Annotated in this window: 25 protein-coding genes; 5 read left to right on the top strand and 20 right to left on the bottom strand. The window is 44.9% G+C overall.

All coding sequences use genetic code 11. The features are described 5' to 3' along the window. Window positions 1-534 precede the first annotated feature (534 nt). Both priA and QUA16_RS08390 read right to left on the bottom strand, forming a co-directional pair. Complete coding sequence (priA, locus tag QUA16_RS08385) at window positions 535-3,096, bottom strand: primosomal protein N' (protein WP_333102728.1); 2,562 nt, start codon at window positions 3,094-3,096, stop codon at window positions 535-537. A 79-nt stretch (window positions 3,097-3,175) separates the two neighbouring features. Next, complete coding sequence (locus tag QUA16_RS08390; RefSeq protein WP_333102729.1) at window positions 3,176-4,246, bottom strand: ATP-binding protein; 1,071 nt, start codon at window positions 4,244-4,246, stop codon at window positions 3,176-3,178. Window positions 4,247-4,561: 315 nt separating this feature from the next. Between QUA16_RS08390 and QUA16_RS08395 the strand changes: the two genes are divergently transcribed. Both QUA16_RS08395 and QUA16_RS08400 read left to right on the top strand, forming a co-directional pair. Then, on the top strand, window positions 4,562-4,870 hold the full coding sequence (locus QUA16_RS08395) for a hypothetical protein (RefSeq protein ID WP_333102730.1): 309 nt from the start codon (window positions 4,562-4,564) through the stop codon (window positions 4,868-4,870). Further along, window positions 4,860-5,804: a fused MFS/spermidine synthase gene (locus tag QUA16_RS08400; RefSeq protein WP_333102731.1), complete on the top strand. Its 945-nt coding sequence runs from the start codon at window positions 4,860-4,862 to the stop codon at window positions 5,802-5,804. The genes QUA16_RS08395 and QUA16_RS08400 overlap by 11 nt, the downstream gene beginning before the upstream one ends. A gap of 237 nt (window positions 5,805-6,041) precedes the next feature. Here QUA16_RS08400 and QUA16_RS08405 read toward each other — a convergent pair whose 3' ends face one another. After that, window positions 6,042-7,304 carry a lipid-A-disaccharide synthase gene (locus QUA16_RS08405; protein ID WP_333102732.1) on the bottom strand — a complete coding sequence of 421 codons (1,263 nt, stop codon included), beginning with the start codon at window positions 7,302-7,304 and terminating at the stop codon, window positions 6,042-6,044. Window positions 7,305-7,340: 36 nt separating this feature from the next. On the opposite strand from QUA16_RS08405, the gene QUA16_RS08410 reads away from it, so the two are divergent. Beyond that, window positions 7,341-7,817, top strand: a complete 477-nt coding sequence (locus QUA16_RS08410; protein ID WP_333102733.1) for an ankyrin repeat domain-containing protein — start codon at window positions 7,341-7,343, stop codon at window positions 7,815-7,817. Window positions 7,818-7,922: 105 nt separating this feature from the next. Here QUA16_RS08410 and QUA16_RS08415 read toward each other — a convergent pair whose 3' ends face one another. The 4 genes from QUA16_RS08415 to QUA16_RS08430 all read right to left on the bottom strand — a co-directional run bounded on the left by QUA16_RS08415 (window position 7,923) and on the right by QUA16_RS08430 (window position 12,416). Continuing rightward, window positions 7,923-8,942, bottom strand: a complete 1,020-nt coding sequence (locus QUA16_RS08415) for a calcium-binding protein (protein ID WP_333102734.1) — start codon at window positions 8,940-8,942, stop codon at window positions 7,923-7,925. 130 nt (window positions 8,943-9,072) lie between these two features. Continuing rightward, complete coding sequence (locus QUA16_RS08420) at window positions 9,073-10,083, bottom strand: calcium-binding protein (RefSeq protein ID WP_333102735.1); 1,011 nt, start codon at window positions 10,081-10,083, stop codon at window positions 9,073-9,075. 203 nt (window positions 10,084-10,286) lie between these two features. After that, a complete protein-coding gene (locus QUA16_RS08425; protein WP_333102736.1) occupies window positions 10,287-11,282 on the bottom strand; it encodes a calcium-binding protein in 996 nt (331 codons plus the stop codon). A 147-nt stretch (window positions 11,283-11,429) separates the two neighbouring features. After that, entirely contained in the window at window positions 11,430-12,416 is a 987-nt protein-coding gene (locus tag QUA16_RS08430) for a calcium-binding protein (RefSeq protein WP_333102737.1), read from the bottom strand. Window positions 12,417-12,945: 529 nt separating this feature from the next. On the opposite strand from QUA16_RS08430, the gene QUA16_RS08435 reads away from it, so the two are divergent. Beyond that, entirely contained in the window at window positions 12,946-16,941 is a 3,996-nt protein-coding gene (locus tag QUA16_RS08435) for a magnesium chelatase subunit H (protein WP_333102738.1), read from the top strand. Between the two features lie 171 nt (window positions 16,942-17,112). Next, window positions 17,113-17,760, top strand: a complete 648-nt coding sequence (locus QUA16_RS08440; RefSeq protein ID WP_333102739.1) for a Uma2 family endonuclease — start codon at window positions 17,113-17,115, stop codon at window positions 17,758-17,760. Window positions 17,761-18,177: 417 nt separating this feature from the next. On the opposite strand, the gene QUA16_RS08445 is transcribed toward QUA16_RS08440, so the two are convergent. From QUA16_RS08445 to QUA16_RS08505, 13 genes are all read right to left on the bottom strand, one after another. After that, complete coding sequence (locus QUA16_RS08445) at window positions 18,178-18,558, bottom strand: hypothetical protein (RefSeq protein WP_333102740.1); 381 nt, start codon at window positions 18,556-18,558, stop codon at window positions 18,178-18,180. Continuing rightward, on the bottom strand, window positions 18,536-18,898 hold the full coding sequence (locus QUA16_RS08450; RefSeq protein WP_333102741.1) for a hypothetical protein: 363 nt from the start codon (window positions 18,896-18,898) through the stop codon (window positions 18,536-18,538). Before QUA16_RS08450 ends, QUA16_RS08445 begins: the two co-directional genes overlap by 23 nt. Window positions 18,899-19,146: 248 nt before the next feature. Further along, window positions 19,147-19,326 carry a hypothetical protein gene (locus tag QUA16_RS08455; protein WP_333102742.1) on the bottom strand — a complete coding sequence of 60 codons (180 nt, stop codon included), beginning with the start codon at window positions 19,324-19,326 and terminating at the stop codon, window positions 19,147-19,149. A gap of 160 nt (window positions 19,327-19,486) precedes the next feature. Then, the gene (locus QUA16_RS08460) at window positions 19,487-19,654 is read right to left on the bottom strand and encodes a DUF5615 family PIN-like protein (protein ID WP_333102743.1); all 168 of its coding nucleotides are present in this window, start codon (window positions 19,652-19,654) and stop codon (window positions 19,487-19,489) included. Between the two features lie 3 nt (window positions 19,655-19,657). Continuing rightward, the gene (locus QUA16_RS08465) at window positions 19,658-19,882 is read right to left on the bottom strand and encodes a DUF433 domain-containing protein (RefSeq protein ID WP_333102744.1); all 225 of its coding nucleotides are present in this window, start codon (window positions 19,880-19,882) and stop codon (window positions 19,658-19,660) included. Window positions 19,883-20,047: 165 nt separating this feature from the next. Then, entirely contained in the window at window positions 20,048-20,491 is a 444-nt protein-coding gene (locus QUA16_RS08470; RefSeq protein ID WP_333102745.1) for a PIN domain-containing protein, read from the bottom strand. Continuing rightward, window positions 20,479-20,694: a hypothetical protein gene (locus QUA16_RS08475; protein WP_333102747.1), complete on the bottom strand. Its 216-nt coding sequence runs from the start codon at window positions 20,692-20,694 to the stop codon at window positions 20,479-20,481. The genes QUA16_RS08470 and QUA16_RS08475 overlap by 13 nt, the downstream gene beginning before the upstream one ends. Window positions 20,695-20,765: 71 nt before the next feature. Then, the gene (locus QUA16_RS08480) at window positions 20,766-20,975 is read right to left on the bottom strand and encodes a hypothetical protein (RefSeq protein ID WP_333102748.1); all 210 of its coding nucleotides are present in this window, start codon (window positions 20,973-20,975) and stop codon (window positions 20,766-20,768) included. Beyond that, window positions 20,944-21,303, bottom strand: coding sequence for a DUF5615 family PIN-like protein (locus QUA16_RS08485; RefSeq protein ID WP_333102749.1), 360 nt, complete (start codon window positions 21,301-21,303; stop codon window positions 20,944-20,946). Before QUA16_RS08485 ends, QUA16_RS08480 begins: the two co-directional genes overlap by 32 nt. 3 nt (window positions 21,304-21,306) lie before the next feature. Then, complete coding sequence (locus QUA16_RS08490) at window positions 21,307-21,531, bottom strand: DUF433 domain-containing protein (protein WP_333102744.1); 225 nt, start codon at window positions 21,529-21,531, stop codon at window positions 21,307-21,309. An 80-nt stretch (window positions 21,532-21,611) separates the two neighbouring features. Further along, complete coding sequence (locus QUA16_RS08495) at window positions 21,612-21,782, bottom strand: hypothetical protein (RefSeq protein ID WP_333102750.1); 171 nt, start codon at window positions 21,780-21,782, stop codon at window positions 21,612-21,614. 84 nt (window positions 21,783-21,866) lie between these two features. Then, entirely contained in the window at window positions 21,867-22,067 is a 201-nt protein-coding gene (locus tag QUA16_RS08500) for a hypothetical protein (protein WP_333102751.1), read from the bottom strand. A gap of 125 nt (window positions 22,068-22,192) precedes the next feature. Then, window positions 22,193-22,585 (bottom strand): type II toxin-antitoxin system VapC family toxin, encoded by a 393-nt coding sequence (locus QUA16_RS08505; RefSeq protein ID WP_333102752.1) that lies wholly within the window; start codon window positions 22,583-22,585, stop codon window positions 22,193-22,195. Between the last annotated feature and the right edge of the window lie 128 nt (window positions 22,586-22,713).

The raw sequence follows: 22,713 nt of genomic DNA on the forward strand, positions 1-22,713 counted from the left end.
GGGATGATTTTCGTGAATAAATTCCGATAATTTATTAGGCCTGTAGGGGCGGGTTTTACCAACAATATTTGAGGCTGACAAACAATCTATAAAAACCCGCCCCCACCCAACAAATAACCCAGATTAACCTGATGTTTGAGATCATCCCAAAAATGTAGGGGGCGGGTTTATTATATTGTTGGTTTATGACAGAGATGGTTGGTGAAACCCGCCCCTACGAATCGGTTCATTTGGATTTGTCGTTGGGGGGGCGGGTTTATTATATTGTTGGTTTATGGCAGAGATGGTTGGTGAAACCCGCCCCTACAGGCCATCGTAGGGGCGGGTTTTACCAACAATATTTGAGGCTCACAAACAATCTATAAAAACCCGCCCCCACCCAACAAATAACCCAGATTAACCTGATGTTCGATCGAATTCAAAAAATGTAGATTCGGATTTGTCGTGTTCGTGGGAACGGGTTTATTATATTGTTGATTTCCGACTTAGATGGTGGGTGAAACCCGCCCCTACAATGGCCTGTAGCCCCACCAATCAACCAAAATTCAACGGATCGACATCAATAGTTAAACTAACAGAACGCGGCGTGCGATCGCGCAATCCGATCAAATCCGACAAATCCACCGACTCATCCAAAGGCAACTTCAGCAAAATCTGCCAGCGATAGCGATTTGCCACCCGCATAATCGCCGCCGGTGCAGGCCCCAACAACTCACACCCCGGTACAGACAATCGCTGAATATACTCCTGACAAACAGACGCCAATTGTACCGCCGTCACCGCCACTTCCGCTGCATCTGCACTGCTTAACCGCAACAATACCAGCCGCCCCGAAGGTGGATAATTCAGCGCCGCTCTTTCTGCTAATTCTGTTTCCACAAAACCTGCATATTCGTGCCGCCTAACTGCTTGAATAACCCGATGTTCGGGAGTGTAAGTTTGAATAATTACCCGCCCCGGATCGTCGCCTCTGCCCGCACGGCCAGCGACTTGAGTTAATGTTTGAAAAGCTCGTTCGCTGGCCCGATAATCGGATAAGTTTAGCAACCCGTCAGCAGACACAACTCCCACCAATGTTACTCCAGCTAAATCTAACCCTTTCGTCAGCATTTGCGTACCCAACAAAATGTCAGCTTCCCCATTGGCAAATTGCGTTAACAATCTGCGGTGGTCGCCCTTATTTCTAGTCGTATCGCTGTCAAACCGAATAGCCCGCAATTCTGGAAACAATCTCGTTAATTCCTGTTCGACTCGCTGAGTGCCACTACCAAAGTTTTTGAAGTAAGGAGAACTGCATTCTGGGCAGTTTTGGGGGTGTCGTTCCGTGTGGTTGCAGTAGTGACACCGCAACACTTCTGCTGTTCCTTCGCCGACGTGGTGATAAGACAGGGAAACATCGCAATTCGGGCATTCCATCACATAGCCGCAACTTCGACAAGAGACAAAGGTACTGTGTCCTCTTCTGTGAATAAACAGGATACCTTGCTGTTGTCTTGCTTGCAATTGTTCCAGTGCGTTTTGCAGGGAAGCACTAAAAATTGAGCGGTTTCCTTGCCGCAATTCTTGGCGCATATCGACTACTTCCACAGGCGGCATCGGGCGGGAATAAATGCGATCGGGCAATGATAAATAATGGATAGTTGGTAATGAGTAATAATCTCGGCGCGTCCCGACAAAAGTCTCTAAAGCTGGCGTTGCGGAACCTAAAATTAAGGGACAATTTTCTAATTCGGCGCGCCATTTGGCAACGGTGCGGGCGTGGTAGCAGGGGGCTGGTTGGTCTTGTTTGAAGCTGCTGTCGTGTTCTTCATCGAGGATAATTAAGCCGAGGTGAGGTAAAGGCGCAAAAATGGCCGATCGCGTGCCGATGACAATTTGCGGCGTTCCAGTCAGCATCTGACGCCATGTATCGTAACGTTCGCCGTCGGATAGGGCGCTGTGGTACACGCAAATTTGCTCGCCAAAACGGGCTCGGAATCGATCGGTAAGTTGTGGCGTCAAACCGATTTCGGGAACGAGTACGAGGGCGGATTTGCCGCTGGCTAAGATGGGGGCGATCGCCTGCAAATACACTTCGGTTTTCCCGGAACCTGTAACGCCGTGCAGCAGCACTTGACGAAATCCAGAAAAAGAGTTAATAAACGCTAAGGCTTGAGCTTGAAAATGAGTTAAAGTCTTCGGTGCATCGGGCAATTGAGAAATTCCGCGATCGCCCCTGAGCACTTCCCTTTGGTCAATTACAACGCTACCTTTTTGTTCCAAATTTTTGACAACAGAAGAACTCGCGCTGCAAATTCTCAGCAAATCGTTCATCCACATTTCACCGCCGCCGCGCCGCAAAACTTCCAATACTTCTTGTTGCCGCTTGGTTAAATCTGTGACAAATGCACTAGCAATTAATGTCACTGCCGGTTTGAGTTGTGGTTTGGGAGGATTGGGAGGTTCTAAATAACTTTCTACCCAACCGCGTTTCAATAAATCTTTCAATCCCCGATAACTTCCCTTAACTTGGCGCTGGAGGTATTGCCAAGTGTAATCGCCGTTTTTTTGAGCTTGCAGCAATTGCAAAATTTGACTAGCGGCGGGATTAAGAAATGTTTCGGCATTCGGAGAAATTGCGTCCTTAATTAAGCGAATTCGGCGCACGGAACGGCTTAACAAACCGGGCGGCAGTGAGGCTCTAATTACTTGAATTAATGGTGTGCAATAATAGGTGGCAGTGCGATCGAGCAATTCCCAGTAATTAGGCGGGAAAAAACCCGCACTGACAACATCTTCGACATCTTTAACCCGCGCCGGATCTAAGTCGGGCGGCAGTTGAGAAATGAACCGAATTGCGATCGCCCCTACCTGTTGACTGCCAAAGGGTACACTCAAGATATCCCCTGGTTGCACGGTAAGTTCCGCAGGTAAACGATAGGTAAATAACTTGTTTTCCTCCCCTGGGGAGTCCCCCGCAACCCTGAAAGGAGAGTCCACCAATACCTCGATCCACTCTGCTTGCACGGTGGGGCGCTGTGGCGGTTCGCTGCTGCCGTAGGATGCCCCGGCCTCTGCCGCTATAGGGGTTGACAAACCAAAAGTGACAGTAGACATAGGGTTGCACATCAAACTAGGAGGAGCCGCGGTCAAAGGGAGTTTTCATTATCCCTCAGTTTAGCTCGATCGATCGCTCTTAGCTGCGGGAATTGGCGATCGGAATCTCGATCGCGAATTCAGTCCCTTCTCCAATTGCGGAGATGCACTCCAACCTCCCGCCGTGTTTGTCCACAACAATCTGATAGCTAATTGACAATCCTAAACCCGTCCCGTGACCAACTTGTTTAGTGGTAAAAAACGGATCGAAAATTTTCGCTTTTACAGATTCATTCATTCCCATACCATTATCTTTGATGCTAATTTTTGCCCAATTTCCGGAAATAATAGAAGTAGTAATGCTCATCTGGATAGGGTTTGCTTCTATCTCCTCCTGTGAAGACTTTTGCTCTCGCTCTCGCAGGGCATCAACAGCATTATTAATGATGTTCATAAACACCTGGTTTAATTGCCCAGCATAACACTCTACCTTGGGTAAATCCCCATAATTTTTAATAAGATTAATAGCGGAATGACCGGGCTTTTGTTTAGTTAAATGCTGCAAAATTAACAAGGTGCTGTCAATTCCTTCGTGAATGTTAACTGGTTTCTTTTCACCTTCATCTACCCGCGCAAAGTTGCGTAAAGTCAGCACTATTTCGCGGATGCGCTCGGAACCCACTTTCATTGACGAAAGAGTTTTCAACAAATCTTCGCGCAAAAAGTCTATGTCAATTTTTTCCAGAAAAGCTTCAATCTCTGCATCTGTTTCGGGATACCGATCCTGGTACATTGCTAGCAATGTTAAAATGTCGCCAGCGTAATCATTGACATAGGTAATATTGCCGTAGATGAAGTTGACGGGATTGTTGATCTCGTGGGCGATACCAGCTACCAAAATTCCTAAAGCCGACATTTTTTCGGCTTCGATCAACTTTAGCTGCATTGTTTGCTGGTTTAAGAGAGCTTGTTCTAGTGTAGACATTTTTGCTTTTAAAATATTTTCCGAATCTCTAAATTCCTCAGTGACTATTTTTAGCAAAAATTCTTGTTTTTGATTAAGGGCTTCTAATTGGCTGCGTTCGGTTTCCGAAGTTTCTAGTTTGTCCCGCAGGATTCCATTTTCATTTTCCAGCTCTTTGATTCTGTTTTCCCAGTCAGTTGGTTCCATCGGCTATTATTGTGAACCTAAAAATAGTGTCAGAACAGTTTTATTAGGAAATTTAGTTGCACCCTTTACCTAGTGATAATTTCGTCGCACATCGCCTCGGCAATTTGGTCAGAAGAATTTAACACTTCCTTTATTTTGCTAGGTCTAAAAATCTTATCTAATATAGATTCTCAATGTCAAGTTATTAATAACAAGTCTGGTTAAAACCGATCGCTACTTTTATTCCCCGCTCTTCCATGTGCGGGGTTTTCATCCGATTATTGATAAATAAGCAGGCCGATCGCCAACTTATAAAGGCGGGCCCAGCGCGAAAAATTGCCCGATTCAGACAACATTTGTACAAAACCCGCTGGCTTTGCGGGCCAAAATATTAAATGTGACTGCGATCGAGTGGGGGCGACGGGAAAAGTGATCTCGACTGGGCGCGGGATCGCCCACAAGCAATCTCAAGTACCAAGCCACTTGCTCTATCCCAGAACGCAATCACACTATACCATTGCTGAGAAATCTCACTTTAATGTGTCGATCGTACTCACACACCCGCACCATTTTGTGCTAATAACTACTACTTGTGACAACATCGACACAGCAGTTTATATTTGGAGAGTAATTGATGTCAGGTAGCGAAGTTCGTGCAGACTTTTGGATGAGCGAGTACATTACCCCTTGGGATATTTACGTTCACGGCGTCATCGCGGTGCTCGCTTACAAAAAAACTGCCTATCAAGAAATGTACGTAGTTCAGACCGGTACTTACGGCAAAGGCTTAGTTTTGGACGGTAAGTGGCAATCTTGTACAGGCGACGAGTTTCTGTACCACGAACCCCTGGTACACCCAGCCATGATTTGTCACGGTTCACCCAAAAAAGTCCTCGTTCTCGGCGGCGGAGAAGGAGCTACAATTAGAGAAGTGCTGCGCTGGAAAACAGTTGAAAAAGTCGTGATGATCGACATTGACGGCGAAGTAGTAGAAGCTTGTCGCGAACACCTGCCCGAAATGCACCAAAATGCCTTTGACGACCCCCGCTGCGAAGTAGTAATCGGCGATGCTTTGGACTATTTAGATAAAACTGACAAAGATTGGGATATTGTCATTTCTGACTTGTCCGATCCCATTGAAGAAGGCCCATCTTTCCAGTTGTTTACCAAGGAGTATTTTGAGAAAGTTCGCAGCGTAATGTCACCTAACGGATATTTCGTAGTGCAAGCGGGCCCCGTTTCTCCGGCAGAAATGAAAATGCACGCTCGAATTGTAAATACCCTGAAATCTGTTTTCTCCAATGTTCAATCCTGCACCAGCTTTATTTCTACTTACGGAGCTCCTTGGGGTTTTGCCATAGCTTCTAATCAAGAAATAAATACGCGACCCGAACCGGCAGTTACTGACAAATTACTTGCCGAGAAAACAACAGGCGGGTTGCGGATGTTCGACGGAATTACACTGTTGGGGTTGATGCAGCTTCCCGGTCACTTACGGCAGGTAATTGCCGCTGAAACCGAAGTTTACACTATGGCAGCACCGCCTAAGTTTTTCGGGAAAGGCTCTGTCAGTCAGTGAAGTTAAATTGAAATCGAGGTTAAGTTCCTGTAGGGGCGGGTTCACCAACAATAATTGCCAAAAACCGACAATCTCAAAAACCCGCCCCCACCCAACTAATAGCCTGTATCAACCTTTATTTATAAAATACTGGAATAATGCAGATTGAGATTTACCGTTGGGCGGGGGCGGGTTTATTTAGATTATGAATTACAGTCAGAGATTGTTGGTGAACCCGCCCCTACCAGGTTTTATTGATTATTGCACCTCAATTTCTTCACAAACCAATTCAGCAAGTTTTTTCGCTGCCCCCGATTCTCCTCGAACCGCACGCAAACGATCGCCCATCTGTGCTAATTTATCAGGATGGCTCAAATAGTCGATCGCCAATTGAGCAATTACTTCTGGTTCCAGCTTCCCAATCAACTCCGGCACAATCTCCTCCTGTGCCCAAATATTCGGCCAAGCATAAAGCTTTCCCTTTCCCAATTGCCAGATAAGCCAATTAATCACCGTCGCAAAAACTGAACCGACTAACGGCAAATTTGCCAGCAAACCCGGCAAACCATCCCAGGCTTTCATCGCATCCAATTGCTGCGTCGGAATCAAAACAATCATCGGTACAGCTAACGAACCCAATTCAGCAGTATTCGCTCCCACAGTAGTTAAACACAGGCTGCATTCTGATAGCAAATCGTAAGCGGGTGTCTGCGTCCAAAGTTCTACTTGTAAGCCATTTGCTGTCTGCAAAAACGGCCGTTCTGTTAACTGAAGTTCGGCGCTAGCGTTCTCAAATAAATGCAGGCAAGGATTTTGTTTTGGGTCGGCAAAACCTGCTAGAGTTTGCACATCTAAGGTAGGAGCAACGGGAATTACAAAGCGAGTTTGAGGGCGGAGGCGATGGATGGATTGGGCGATCGACAAACATAACGGTACACCTAAAGCTAATTTGGCCGCTTTAGAACCGGGCAACAATCCAATTAATTCTATTGTCCGTAGGGGCGGTGTCCCCGTGCCCGCCCTGCCCGAGTTCCCGTTCCCTACTTCCGCGATCAAATCTCCGACAACTGTAAATTTATTAGCATATTTTTGGGGAATTTTAGCAAAAACTTGTGGTTTCATCGCCGCAAATTTATCAATCCAGCGATACCACCGCGCGTCCCATTCAGCATAAATAACAGTGCGATATTTGAGTCTTTTGCCAATAACAACCGTAAAAAATTGATCGCCGCCTAAAAACAAAACAACTCCTGTTTCATACCAATCCCAATTTTGAGCAGTTTTGCCCGACAATAAGAATGGAAAAAAATGCTCCGGTGCTTGCACTCTGTCAACTTCTGGGTAGGAACAAGCGATTTGTGCTTCTTTCCCGGTGGCGTGCGGACAGGGGGACAGCACCACAGAGATTCGCGCTTGAGTGCCCGCATTTGCCAATTGCTCGCGCAAAGCTTGCACGGCGGGACGCACCCAAGTTGCCAATTCTCCGGGGCCGTTGGAGAGGATTAAAATATCTACTGCCATAGGATTTAAGATTTGAGAGGATGCAACGGAGATTTTATGACAGATTTAATTAATGCCGTCAAGACGGGTGATGTTGCGGCTGTAGAAAGTGCGATCGAACAGTGTGCAGATATCAATGCCAAAGATGAGGAAGGCGCGACGGCTTTGACGGCTGCGGCTGAGGCTGGCAATTCGGCGATCGTCAACAAATTGCTGGCTGCAGGTGCGGATATCAACAGTCACGACAATGACGGGTGGACGCCGTTAATGAGTGCCGCTGCTGCCGGACATAGCGAGATTGTACAGCTTTTGCTGGAGGCGGGGGCGGATGTGAATGCTAAAACTAATTTTGGTTTGACGGCTTTGATGAGTGCTGCAGGTAGCGGGCGCACTCAAGTTGTGGAATTTTTAATCGATAAAGGAGCTGATATCAAAGCGTATGATAATAATACTTGGACTGCGTTAATTTGGGCGTCTTCGGAAGGTCACAAAGATGCGGTTGAGGTTTTGAAGCTAGCGCGCGATCGCCATTAAAGAGTTAGCAACCGGGTTTATGCGATAAACCCGGTTTCTTGAGAGTACAATTAATTATCGCGCCGAAAGCAGGAATCAGGCAAATCCCGAATATCTTCGAGATTTCTATCCAAGTAAAGGTTCCAAAAAATGAGATTCTGGTAATAGATTCAATTTGAGATTTCCGCCACCTTCAATTACAGCGATCGTGTCACCGGGGCTGGTTTGGTTAACTCCATTTTGATCGAAGGGCTTGCCCTTCCTTTGGATTGCTAAATCTCGATTATTGTTGGTGGGAACCAGAATGTAGTCATCTAAGAAAGATCCTCTGAGTTCGATTGTATCCTGACCTTGGGTAAAGTTCCGAATAGTAGCAAAACCCTGCCCAATGTAGAAAGTTTTAACATCAACAATACTCAGTCTACGGCTTAGTATTGTTTCCCCCAACACGAATGTATCGCGACCGGTACCGCCAATCAGAGTATCGAATTCGTTGCTGCCGTCACTTTCACTCACCCTGTAGTCTACTTCAACTCCAATTAATCTGACATTCCCCACACCAACGCCTGTGAGGATATCATTGCCGGGGCTTCCGACAAAAGTAGCAGAGCGCCCCTGCTCAAATTGCCCAAATTTGAAATAATGTTCTCGACCAGTTTTCAAGGCTCCTGAGTTGACAAACGGCGCGATGTCGGGGTTGTTGATTAAGTAATTCCGTTCCCAAAAAAAAGTCGCAAATCTGCCCTCTTTATTTCCGAATTTGATGAAGTGCTGGTAGCCATTTTTGAAAGTTCCGTTCTGAACAAATGGTAGCACTTCTTGGTTATTTGCTAAATAAAAATCTTCGTTGTACTCAGGCGATACGCGGGTGCGGCCTTCTTCGTAGCCAAACTGAATAAACTGATCGACGCCAGACGCAAAAGGCGCGTTTGGATTGTTTGGGGTGCGAACAAAGGGAGCAATATCTGGATTTTGAGCTAGATAGGTTTCTTCGTCAAAGTAACGCGATACTTTGGTCAAGCCGGCGGCTTGACCGAACTTTTCAAAGTGTTCTCTGCCGGATTTTATAATTCCTGCATCAATAGCAGGTTTCACCCAAGGATATTGGGCAAGGTAGTATGGTTCGTCAAAAATGTCATAATTCATAGTTTGCTGTTTAAAGTAAAGTACGAGCGAACTTTTTCAGTGCACGATCGCCCACAACTAATCAAAGGTCATCAATCATCACCATTAGCTAATGTCTAATGACTAATGACTGATGACTCATGACTCATGACTAACCAATTAAGAATGTTCCGTCACCGTTAGATTCTTGGAAAGTCAAATTCAAACTTGCTCCTCCTTCAATTATGCCGATCACAACTCCAAGTCCAGAACGTTGGATTGACAAATTATTGCCAATGGGAATCAGATCGTAAAGACTTAAAGGATTGCTGCCACCGCCTTGCAGTTGGATAAAATCGCTGGCTATGTCGAAGTTCCGAATCGTAGCTTGACCGTCCAAGGGATACAGTGTGAAGGAAGCAGTGCCGGTGGGACTTCCGGCAAAAGGAACAGAATATCCCAGTACGAAGGTATCTGACCCCGGGCCGCCAATCAGGACATCGAATTCATTGATGCCGTAGCTTTCGTAGCTGCGGTTGCCTTGGGGATCGATACCGACTTCCACTCCAATCAGTTCGGTATTCCCCACGCCAACACCAGTGACAATATCATTGCTGCTGCTCCCAACAAAAGTAGCAGATCGGTTTGGCTCGTTTTTCCCGAAATTGAAGTAGTGTTCCCGACCAGTTCTCAAGGCTCCCGAATTGATAAACGGCACAATGTCGGGGTTTTCTTTTAAGTATTCCGGTTCAAAAAATGAAGTCCCAAAACGACCCTCTTTGGCTCCGAATTGAACGAAATGCTGGTATCCTGATTTGAAAGCTGCATTGGGCCCTATTAACGCTCGCAACTGTCGGTTATTTGCTAAATAAAAATCTTCGTTGTACTCAGGCGAGACGCGAGTGCGACCCTGTTCGTAGCCCAACTGAATAAATTGGTCTAAACCAGAGGCAAAAGGCGCGTTTGGATTGTTTGGGGTGCGAACCAGTGGAGCAATATCTGGATTTTGAGATAGATAGGTTTCTTCGTCAAAGTAACGCGATACTTTGGTCAGGCCCCCGGCTTGACCGAACTTTTCAAAGTGTTCTCTGCCGGATTTTATAATTCCTGCATCAATGGCTGGTTTGACCCAAGGATATTGCGCCAGGTAGTATGGTTCGTCAAAAATGTCATAATTTGTCATAATTATTTCTCCAAGCTTAGTCTGCTTACTTGTCGGTTAAACTTGACCCACAACTAACTCTACGAACTCACTATGTCAAGTTAATTATTGTTAATCCTTTTTTATTATTTTTATGGCAAACACAACAGTGCGATCGCCCTTTTTGCGAATGTGCGATCGCCACAAACAAAATCAACACCGACTAATTAATCGGTTCGATATTTCTAGCCGAATAAAGTTCTCAATTCACCAAATACTGGCAATCGATTCAAGCTCAGATTTCCACCGCCTTCAATTACAGCGATCGTGTCAGAACTGACTTGGATTGCTAAATCTCGATTATTGTTGATCGGAAATATACTGTATTGATAGCCAAATGTTAACTGAATGCGATCTTGACCTTTAGTAAAGTTCTGAATTGTAGCCCAACCTGGTCCCTGGTATAACCCTTGATCGACGCTCAATAATTGCCCTCTATTTGTCGTAGTTAGGAATGTACGACCCAACACGAATGTATCGCTACCGCTACCGCCAATGAGAGTATCGAATTCATCGATTCCCTGACTTTTATACTGTCGGTTGCCGTTAATATCTACACCTACTTCAACTCCAATTAATTCCACATTTCCCACCCCGAAACCAGTAAGGATATCATTGCCGGAAGTTCCGAAAAAAGTCGCAGTGCGATCTGGTTCAAATTGCCCGAATTTTCGGTAGTGTTCTCCGCCTGTTTGGAAATCTCCCGCCTTAACTGCTGCTGCTACAGGCGGGTTGTCTAGCAAGTATTGTTGTTCAAAAAAGGTGTTCGCATCAAGACCTTCTTTCGCTCCGAATTTGACAAAGTGCTCAAATCCTGATTTAAAAGTTCCGTTCTCTACAAACGGAGCCAGTACGGGATATCTTCTTAAGTAAAATGCTTCGTCGTAGTCAGGCGATACTCGCGTGCGACCCTCTTCGTAACCGTATTGGATAAAGTGGTCTAAGCCTGTAGCAAAAGGCGCATTTGGATTGTTGGGAGTGCGGACGAAGGGTGCGATATCTGGATTGCCGGCCAGGTAAGTATCTTCGTCAAAATACCGCGATATTTTTGTGAGACCGGCGGCTTGACCAAACTTTTCAAAGTGTTCTCTTCCAGATTTGATGATTCCTGCATCAATGGCTGGTTTCAGCCACGGATATTGCGAAATGTAGTATTGTTCGTCGAAGATATCGTAATTCATCGTTGCTGTTTTAATAATGTAAAGTACGATCGTACTTTTTTATAGAACCATCGCCCACCACCAATAAAAAATCATTAATCATCAGCATGAGCTAATGACTAATGACTAATGACTAATGACCAATGACCAATGACCAATGACGAAGGACTAACCAATCAAGAAAGTACCGTTACCGTTAGATTCTTGGAAAGTTAAACCCAAGGTTGCTCCTCCTTCAATCACGCCGAGCACATCTCCAAAACGCTGGATCGACAAATTGTTGCCAACCGGAGTCAGACTGTAGCCGTTTAAAGAAGTTCCTTGCAGTTGGATAAAATCGCTTTGTATGTCGAAGTTGCGAATCGTAGCTTGACCGTTACCCAAATACAGCGGTGTCGGGGTGACATTCCCGGCTGTAGCAGGAACTCCGAGTACGAATCTATCAGCTCCCGGACTGCCAATCAGGACATCGAACTCATTGGTGCCAAAGCTTTCATACTGTCGGTTGCCGTTGCGATCGATACCTACTTCCACTCCAATCAGTTCGGTATTCCCCACACCAACACCAGTGAGAATATCGTTGCTTCGGCTACCAACAAAAGTTGCGTCGCGGCTTGGCTCGTTTTTCCCGAAATTGAAGTAGTGTTCCCGACCAGTTGTCAGGGCTCCCGAGTTGACAAACGGTACAATGTCGGGGTTTTTCTTTAAGTATTCCGGTTCAAAAAATGAAGTCCCAAAACGACCTTCTTTGGCCCCGAATTGAATGAAATGCTGGTATCCTGATTTGAAAGGTCCATTCGGGCCGATAAACGAGCGCAACTCTGAGTTATTTGCTAAATAAAAATCTTCGTTGTACTCAGGCGATACTTGGGTGCGGCGCTGTCCTTCATCGTAACCGAACTGGATAAAGTGATCGAGGCCGGTCGCAAAAGGTGCGTTTGGGTTGACTGTGCGGACAAAGGGTGCGAGGTCTGGATTTTTCTCAAGGTAAGTAGCTTCGTCAAAATACCGCGATACTTTAGTTAGACCGCCTTCTCGCCCGAATTTTTCAAAGTGTTCTCTCCCGGATTTGATGACTCCGGCATCAATGGCTGGTTTGACCCAAGGATATGAGGCGAGGTAGTATTGTTCGTCGAAAATTGCGTAGTTAGCCATGTTTCCCCCTAAAGTTTTGATGAGTTTGAGAGTTTATAGCAATTAGTTTTCCATGAACTCGATCGCCGATCAGGAATTTACACAAAACAGACGTTATGAAAGGGTTTTAAATTACTGGGAACATATCTATTTTGCGAACTCAGCAATTAGAGAAGGATCGATTCTGCCGAATTTATGATTTTTTTTCCTCAGTTAATTGAGCGATCGCAAGTTTTATCTATTCTACAAAAGTTGGAACTTTTTTCAGGATTTTTTTCTCAATCGTTGGTTAATTTTTAATTATTTTTATTCAACTCCTTAATCCTATACACACAACATGATTAAAGTCAAGTAAATTTTTGTAAATTAAAATTGGAGTATTTGCTCAAGGAATTTATAAAAAAATGTAACGAAAAGTTGGCATAAATTTGTCGAATTGTGTCATGTGCAGGCTCAAATCGCCTAATGGCAAGCGTTTTCTGGTAAAAATGCTTATGGGATAAAAAAATTCCCGATTCCCGAAAACAGCATCTTAAAGGAGCCTAACCGGATGTTCACTCACGTCAAGCCCACCATTCGCCATGTCGTGCCGGAAAACTTGCAGGGGCGATCGCTAATGAAGGTGGTCTATGTCGTACTGGAACCGCAGTATCAAAGCGCCCTGTCGGCAGCGGTTCGATCGATAAACCAGAAAAATCCGAATCTGGCAATAGAAATCAGCGGCTACCTGATCGAGGAACTCCGCAGCCCGGAAAATTACGAGGCCTTCAAGCGGGATGTGGCGGATGCCAATGTATTTATTGCTTCTCTAATTTTCATCGAAGATTTGGCAGAAAAAGTGGTAGCGGCGGTGGAACCGCTGCGCGACAGCTTGGATGTCGCCGTCGTCTTCCCGTCGATGCCAGGGGTGATGCGACTCAATAAAATGGGCAGTTTCTCGATGGCACAGTTGGGACAAAGCAAAAGTGCGATCGGCGAATTCATGAAAAAACGGAAGGAAAAATCCGGGAGTTCCTTCCAAGACGGAATGCTGAAACTGCTGCAAACTTTGCCGAAAGTGCTGAAATATTTGCCGATCGACAAAGCGCAAGATGCGCGCAACTTCATGCTGAGTTTCCAGTATTGGCTGGGAGGTTCCCAAGAAAACTTGGAAAACTTCCTGCTGATGCTGTCACATAAATATGTCTTCAAAGGCCAGTCACAGCCGACTTTCCAAGAACCTGTTGTCTACCCAGACATGGGAATTTGGCATCCTTTGGCATCGTCGATGTTTGAAGATGTAAAAGCATATCTGAACTGGTTTAATGCCCGTACAGATATTTCTGCGGATCTCAAAGATCCCCTCGCACCTTGCATTGGTTTAGTGTTGCAACGCACTCACTTAGTCACAGGAGATGACGCGCACTATGTAGCAATGGTGCAGGAATTGGAGGCAATGGGGGCGCGGGTGGTGCCGATTTTTGCCGGCGGTTTGGACTTCTCTAAACCTGTGGAGACTTTTTTCTTGGAAGTCGGGGCAAAAGGTGTTACACCTCTGCCGATTGTTGATGCGGTGGTTTCTCTGACTGGTTTTGCTTTGGTGGGCGGCCCGGCGAAACAAGATCACCCGAAGGCGATCGAGACTTTGAAAAAGCTAAATTGCCCTTACATGGTGGCTTTGCCGCTGGTTTTCCAAACGACAGAAGAATGGGAAGATAGCGATTTAGGCTTGCACCCGATTCAAGTTGCGTTGCAAGTTGCGATTCCTGAGTTGGATGGTGCGATCGAACCGATTATTGTGTCGGGACGTGATGGCGCAACTGGCAAGGCGATCGCCCTGCAAGATCGAATTGAAGCGATTTCCCAGCGCGCCATGAAATGGGCAATGCTGCGCCGCAAACCAAAATTAGATAAGAAAGTTGCGATCACAGTTTTCAGTTTTCCTCCAGATAAAGGCAACGTCGGAACAGCCGCTTATTTGGACGTTTTCGGCTCGATTTACGAAGTATTGAAAGCCTTAAAAGGTAACGGTTACGACTTGCCAGAATTGCCGGATTCCGCCGAAAAACTGATGCAAGAAGTCATCCATGACGCAACAGCCCAATACCAAAGTCCCGAATTAAATATTGCTTACCGGATGTCCGTAGCTGAATACGAAGAATTCACTCCTTACTCGGAACGGTTGCAAGAAAATTGGGGACCGCCTCCGGGACATTTGAACAGCGACGGACAAAATTTGCTGATTTTTGGCAAACATTTTGGCAATGTGTTTATCGGAGTGCAACCTACTTTTGGATACGAAGGCGATCCGATGCGGTTGTTATTCTCTCGTTCTGCTAGCCCGCACCACGGTTTTGCTGCTTACTATACATATTTGGAGCGCATTTGGGGTGCGGATGCGGTGCTGCACTTTGGCACTCACGGTTCGCTAGAATTCATGCCCGGTAAGCAGATGGGAATGTCTGTCGATTGTTATCCTGACAGTTTGATCGGCAAGATTCCTAACCTCTATTATTACGCGGCTAATAATCCTAGTGAGGCAACAATTGCTAAGCGCCGCAGTTATGCTGAAACAATCAGCTATCTGACTCCTCCGGCTGAAAATGCTGGTTTGTACAAAGGTTTGCAGGAACTCAGCGAGTTAATTGCTTCTTATCAAACTTTGAAAGAGACTGGGCGCGGTGTGCCGATTGTGGATGCGATCGTCGAAAAATGCCGTTTGGTGAATTTGGATAAGGATATCGCGTTACCTCCCGAACAAGAACGAGGGGTTGCTGCGGATATGACTGCCGAGGAACGGGATAATTTAGTTGGCTTGGTTTACCGCAAGTTGATGGAGATTGAGTCGCGGTTGTTACCTTGCGGTTTGCACGTGATCGGTAAGCCGCCGACTGCTGAAGAGGCGATCGCAACTTTGGTTAACATCGCCAATTTAGACCGGGAAGAAGACGGATTAGTCAGTTTGTCGCGGATTATTGCTCAAAGTTGCGATCGCAATATTGACGATATCTACACGAACAATGACAAAGGCATTTTAGCAGATGTTGAATTGCTGCAAAACATCACTTTAGCCTGTCGGGATGCCGTCACCGCTTTAGTGAAGGAACAAACCGATGCTGAGGGTCGAGTTTCCCTGGTTTCCAAGTTGAATTTCTTCAACATGGGGAAGAAAACACCTTGGATTGAATCCTTACACGCAGCGGGTTATAAAAAGGTCGATCCAGACCTAATTAAACCGCTGTTTGAGTATCTGGAATTCTGCTTGCAGCAAGTTTGTGCCGATAACGAATTGGGCGCTTTGTTGCGCGCGCTAGAAGGCGAATACATTATCCCTGGCCCAGGCGGCGATCCGATTCGCAACCCGGATGTTTTGCCGACTGGGAAGAATATGCACGCTTTGGATCCGCAGTCAATCCCCACCACGGGGGCGATTAAGTCTGCTAAGGTTGTGGTCGATCGGCTATTAGAAAGACAGCGCGTTGATAACGGCGGAAATTACCCAGAAACCATCGCCGTTGTGTTGTGGGGAACCGACAACATCAAGACTTACGGCGAATCCCTCGCGCAAGTAATGTGGATGGTGGGAGTGAAACCAGTTCCCGACGCTTTGGGCCGGGTAAACAAACTCGAATTGCTTTCTTTAGAAGAGTTGGGACGCCCTCGGATCGACGTAGTAATTAACTGTTCTGGCGTATTCCGCGACTTGTTCATCAACCAAATGAATTTGTTAGATAAAGCGGTGAAAATGGCAGCGGAAGCCGACGAACCGTTAGAGATGAACTTCGTCCGCAAACACGCCCTGAAGCAAGCGGAAGAAATGGGAATCAACCTGCGACAAGCAGCAACCCGCGTCTTTTCCAATGCTTCTGGTTCCTATTCATCTAACGTCAACTTGGCGGTGGAAAACAGCACTTGGGAAAGCGAAGCGGAGTTGCAGGAAATGTACTTAACTCGCAAATCCTTCGCCTTTTCTTCCGACAATCCGGGAACAATGGAACAAGACCGGAAGATTTTTGAATCATCCTTGAAAACTGCGGAAGTCACATTCCAGAACTTGGATTCTGCCGAGATTTCCCTAACCGACGTGTCGCACTATTTCGACTCTGATCCGACTAAATTGATCGGCAGTTTGCGCGCAGATGGGAAGAAACCGGCATCTTTTGTTGCTGATACAACCACAGCCAACGCGCAGGTGCGGACGCTATCAGAAACCGTGCGTTTAGATTCGCGGACTAAGCTGCTGAATCCGAAGTGGTACGAGGGGATGTTGTCGCACGGTTATGAAGGTGTGCGGGAGATTTCTAAGCGTCTGGTGAATACGACTGGATGGAGTGCGACGGCGGGCGCTGTGGATAATTGGGTGTATGAGGATGTCAACACTACGTTTATCCAAGATGAGGAGATGCAGAAGCGTTTGCTTAACTTAAATCCTCATTCTTTCCGCAAGATTGTCAGCACTTTGCTTGAGGTGAATGGCCGGGGTTATTGGGAAACTTCGGAGAACAATTTGGATCGCTTGCGTGAACTTTATCAGGAGGTGGAGGACCGGATTGAGGGGGTAGAATAGTTCTAAGATTTATGGGGCTGGCAGAAATGTCAGCCTCAACAACTTCTGTAACTAACTGTCTATCTTAGGACTTAGGGAATGTACACAGGTTTTGGATACGGTCAAGGGCGATCGATCTAATTAAATTAGATCCATTTATAATAGGGTTAAAGTTCTCGTGGAGTATTTGCAATGGTTCAAACCCTGGCGTACAGTAAAGAAGAGCTTGCAGGTTCTCACCTGGTTTTACATGATATCAGTTGGGAAACCTACGAACAGTTGTTAGAAATATTTGCGGAACGTTCAATGCCGCGCATGACTTACTATCAGGGAACTTTAGAACTCATGGTACCTTTACCAGAACATGAGAGGTATAGCTGGACTCTCGGTAGGCTAATTGTAGCGCTGTCTGAGGAAATTGGGATTGAAATTATCGGATTAAAATCATCTACTTGGCGTTCGGAACCGAAAAAAGCTGGCAACGAAGCTGATGAATGTTTTTATATCCAAAATGAAGCTTTAATGCGGCGAAAGTTAACTATCGCTCTCAAAAATGACCCGCCCCCAGACTTAGCTGTGGACATGGATTTGACTAGCTCATCTATCAATAAAATGGCGGTTTATGCGGAACTTAAAGTGCCGGAGGTTTGGATTTGGAAGAAGGGGAAACTAATAATTAACATTTTAAATGATACGGGTTATGTCGAGTCCGAAACCAGTTTGGCATTTGCCTCCTTTCCTGTCAAAGAACTCGCACAGTTTATGAGCCTCGACTCAGAAAAGGGAGAGAATGCGAGAATTAGAGAGTTTAGAGAGTGGGTGCGATTCCCTGCGGGATAGCTTCGCTTCACGCACTTAAATTAAATCCGGGTTTGTTACCCGCTTTATGAAATACGATCAAATAAATTCGATCGAATAAAGACGGCGGTTGAAACCGCAACTACACTAACAAAGTCCGCCTACGCGGACTAAGAAGACTGAGTTTTTACATACTGTTTCAACACGGGATTCAAACTAAACAAAGTTATCTGTTCCTGTTCCTGCGTATCCAATAAAAACCGATTTTCAAGAGATCGCCAGGAGTGGATTGAGACTGCTCAGGAATTAGGGCGAATTGTCCCTCAACCGAAAGGTAGATTGATGTTTGCGTAGTTGAAGTAAGGATAAAATATTGCTATGACTACCCTCACCCTCAACTTCAACCCTATTATTAAGCTGACCAGGGAGTTGAGCTAGTGAACTCGGCAATCAGAGAGTTTAGAGAGAGAATAAAAAATCAGTTAGAGGATAGGCGGAAAAAAATTTATACAAGATATATATTGCCAACAAAGACAAAAATACGGGTAATGCCTCTTTAAGAATTGTCTCTAATGATATCTTTAATATTTCTTCTTTATCTGACTGGTTAGTAGTATTAATCTTTTGCTTTTCTGCAACTTCTAAAATTTCTGAACTGCTGTTTTCTTGGTCAGAGTATTCTTCTTGAGCCACTGAATCATCTAAAGTATTTGGATCTTTGTTAAAGTTAGAGAAATTAATCTTGGGAACTTTGGGGTTTTTGAGAAAATAAACAGCTCCTATTGAAGCTAAAAATAAGAGCAATATGTTATGAACATCACCTTGAGTTAAGCTTATCATAAAATGCACTACTTTTTTCTCTTGTGAATTTTCCTATTTTACGACCTAACCTGTTACCTGTGAAATAAGAATCTTCAATCATACTAGGATTGTAAGATCCAAAATGAGGTTCCGAATCTTCTACCCTCGGATATTTATCATTACTTTTTTTGTCAACTCCCGTATCGACTTTCTCACTTGGGAGGGGTCCTAAAATTTCTTGGAACCTAGTTTGACTTCTTATTGATTCAGTTGTTTTCCCTACTATGCTAGGAGCAGCTTGGGCTTGACCAAGTGGAAGTAACCACAATAAAGCAATCCACAAAAGAGCTACTCCAACATAAGATAGTTTTTTGATCATAAACCTAAAATACCTTGAAACCATCCCATACTTAGTCCAACAATAAAAGCAGCAATCACGGGGACTCCTATGAATACAATAGCAACACCCAATTCTTTCATACTATTAATTTTTTAATTAACTGTTTTAGTTATCCTATCACTAAGTTAACTAATTGTCAATAAGTAATTTTTACGAATTATTAAATTAGTGGATTGAGGCTATCTGCTAGTGAACTATGGTATCCCATCGGTCAGGCTAAAGACCCCTTAATATTTCTGGATCACAGTGAAATCGGAAGCGATCGCCCTTATCTTCCCCAAAGTACGAGCGCCCTGATATTCCCCAAGTACGATCGCCCTTATTTTCCCAAAGTGCGATCGCCCTTTGCTTTCCCACACCAAACTAATTAATACCCTATCTAAGCGGTTTTCTAAACCGATATCCATCAGGTTCTACAACCACAAATGCCCCTCTTAGTTCTACTTCCGAGTAATTTTCTATAACTTTTGCAAGTTCGTTGTGAACTTCATTCACCATTTTAGGTAAGACTCGAAGGTAAATCACACCTGTTCCGATCGCCCTCACAAAAACAAGATTTCCCTAATCTCAGTCTCGCGTAACCATGATGCGATTTTCTGCTTGCGCTACTCTCAGTATTTCTTCATCACTTGCTTGCGCTAGACCCATTTGAGCGACAAGAATTACATCATGTCCTGCATCAATCAAAAACTTTGTGGTGACAGCATACACATCTTGATCAATCAGAAATTTCATAATTTAAGCTAATGCCAAATGCACATCGACCGCCGCCACCAGTGCGATCGCATAACGCAAGCACGCCCGAATATCATCCATTTCCAGATCGGGATAGTAGTCTCGGATAATTTCTCCAAAAGAAAGCCCTTCATTTAGTAATTCGAGAACGCTCTGTACAGTAATGCGCGTACCCATTATGCAAGGCTTACCGAAGTGAATTTGAGGGTTGACGGAGATTCTGTCCATTTTGACCACGCAGCTCTATGTCTCTTCTATTTTAAGTCATCAGGTAGGCGATCGCAACCTGGATTTTTTCACCAGGAAGCCGATCGCCCGTTTCTTCCTAAAGTGCGATCGCCCTTATCTTCCCAAAGTGCGATCGCCCCTCTCTTCCCATCCAAAAATACTCCCTCAACTTCTCAAATTCTCCAACACTAAAACCGTTAACCCCGGTAAAGAAGGCAACCGCGCATCATTTGTCAAGAAAAACGAAGCACCCTCACGGATAGCTGTAGCCATTTGAATGGAATCGGGCGATCGCAAATTGTAAGTTGCTCTCAGTTGTGCCGCTGTTTCAGCAATATCTGGAGTTAATTCAACAACAGTTAAACTTTCTTGATTCATCAATATTTCACGATATTCTTGAGCCAAGGCAGTATTTTTCTGTCGCAGGGGATGAACTAGCACTTCTACGAGCGTTACTGTTGATGTCACTATCCTAAAATCACCGCGATTAAACGATTTAAAGAAAAGCAGCATCATCTCTAGATATTTTGGATTTTGCTCCATAAAGTAAATCAGAGGCGCAGTATCCAATCCGACAACTTGTCCCTGTAACTGAGCTATCCATTCCATGAATCTCTTTCCCGATCGACATATTCTTGAGCATCAATCCCATGCCAAATTTCCTTACCCAAACCTGATAATTCTAAAATACTGCGCTTCGGCTTAGGAATCACCCGTTGACGAATATGTGCAAACAATTCAGAGATGAGTCGCATTTGCTCATCTGGTGCAAGTTTGAGAACCTGAGTCAGTACCGTGCTGTAAGTAGACATAGACTCTTCATTAAGATTTTTGGGCTGATTGTCATTATAGCAATTTAGGAGCTAGGCAAATACGATCGCCCTTATCTTCCCCAAGTACGATCGCCCTTATTTCCCCAAGTACGATCGCCCTTATTTCCCCAAGTACGATCGCCCTTATTCCCCCAAGTGCGATCGCCCTTATCTTCCCCAAGTACGATCGCCCTTATTTCCCCAAAGCGCGATCGCCCTTTGCTTTCCAACACCAAACTAATTAACACCCTATCTAAGCGGTTTTCTAAACCGATATCCATCAGGTTCTACAACCACAAATGCCCCTTTTAGTTCTACTTCAGAGTAATTTTCTATAACTCCTGCTAGTTCCTTATGAACTTCATTCACCATTTTAGGTAAGACTCGAAGGTAAATCACACCTGTTCCGATCGCCCTCACAAAAACAAGATTTCCGTAATCTCTGTCTCGCGTAACCAGGATACGATTTTCTGCTTGCGCTACTCTCAGTATTTCTTCATCACTTGCTTGCGCTAAACCCATTTGAGCGACCACAATTACATCATGTCCTGCATCAATCAAAAACTTTGTGGTGACAGCATACACATCTTGATCGATCAGAAACTTCATAATTTAAGCTAATGCCAAATGCACATCGACCGCCGCCACCAGTGCGATCGCATAACGCAAGCACGCCCGAATATCATCCATTTCCAGATCGGGATAGTAGTCTCGGATAATTTCTCCAAAAGAAAGCCCTTCATTTAGTAATTCGAGAACGCTCTGTACAGTAATGCGCGTACCCATTATGCAAGGCTTACCGAAGTGAATTTGAGGGTTGACGGAGATTCTGTCCATTTTGACCACGCAGCTCTATGTCTCTTCTATTTTAAGTCATCAGGTAGGCGATCGCAACCTGTATTTTTTCACCACCGGCATTATTTTCCTATCAGCCGATCGTACTCTGCGTGAGTACCAATCCAAAACCACAAAATACCTGTTTCAATTTCAACACCCAACGCCCGATAAGCCTGTCCAGCGCTTACAGACCAATACTTACCAACCTTCTTAAAATGCAAAGAAGGATGAGACGGATCGGCCTTCAGCAACTCATAACACTGATCTGCAGTAGCTTGTACATTTGATGACCAAGCATTGTAACACTCCCAAAACTTTCTCCTTCGTATAGTGCATTAAATCGCTCGATAATTACCACTCTCACAATCTGCGATCGCCTCTGCAGCTAAAGCATCTAGTTTACCCTCAGCAATATCTTTCTCTAACTGAACATCCCATCGTTGGTAATCCAAATTTAGAAACCACTCTAACAACTCTCCAATCTTGTTGGGCGGAAGTTGGAGAATCGCATTTTCTATCTGTTCAATAGTCAACATAGGCTATCTTAACTTACACTAAATTTCGTTGATTTTTTGGCGGGGTATTTATTATATCTCAATTCGGGATTCGGGGAAAAGCGATCGCCCTTATTTTCCCAAAGTGCGATCGCCCCTTCTTTTACCTAATCAAATGGATTCAATATAGTTAACCCATTAACACGCTTAAAATCCTTAGCATTGCGAGTCACCAAAACACATCCCTCAACTAAAGCACAGGCGGCAATTACACCATCACCTAGTTTTAAGCGATAATCTCGGCGAATATGGGCTGCACTATCTAACACTGATTCTGTCAATGATACGCACTTAAGAAGCCTCAAAAATTCTCGCATCTCATTCGCTTGTTCTTCTGTCAATGCCGGGTAACAAAGTAACTCCACCCAACTAATCGGAGAGTAAAATGCCTCTGCATCTCCAGCTTCAATCTCATCAAATATAGGCTGAACCTCCGGCTCGTCATAGAAGTAGTAAATCAGAATGTTGGTATCGAGAAGATATTTATAGGACTTACGCATTGACAAAATAACCAAACAGTGTATTGATAAATAATTGTCGTCTCCTTTCTAACCCACATTCCGCACTTCAAGTTGAAGTACGATAAAATAGAATACCGAAAAAGCCAAAAACCCGGATAATTCAGAAA

It is taken from the genome of Microcoleus sp. S13_C3, assembly GCF_036700905.1.
Classification (GTDB): Bacteria; Cyanobacteriota; Cyanobacteriia; order Cyanobacteriales; family Microcoleaceae; genus Microcoleus.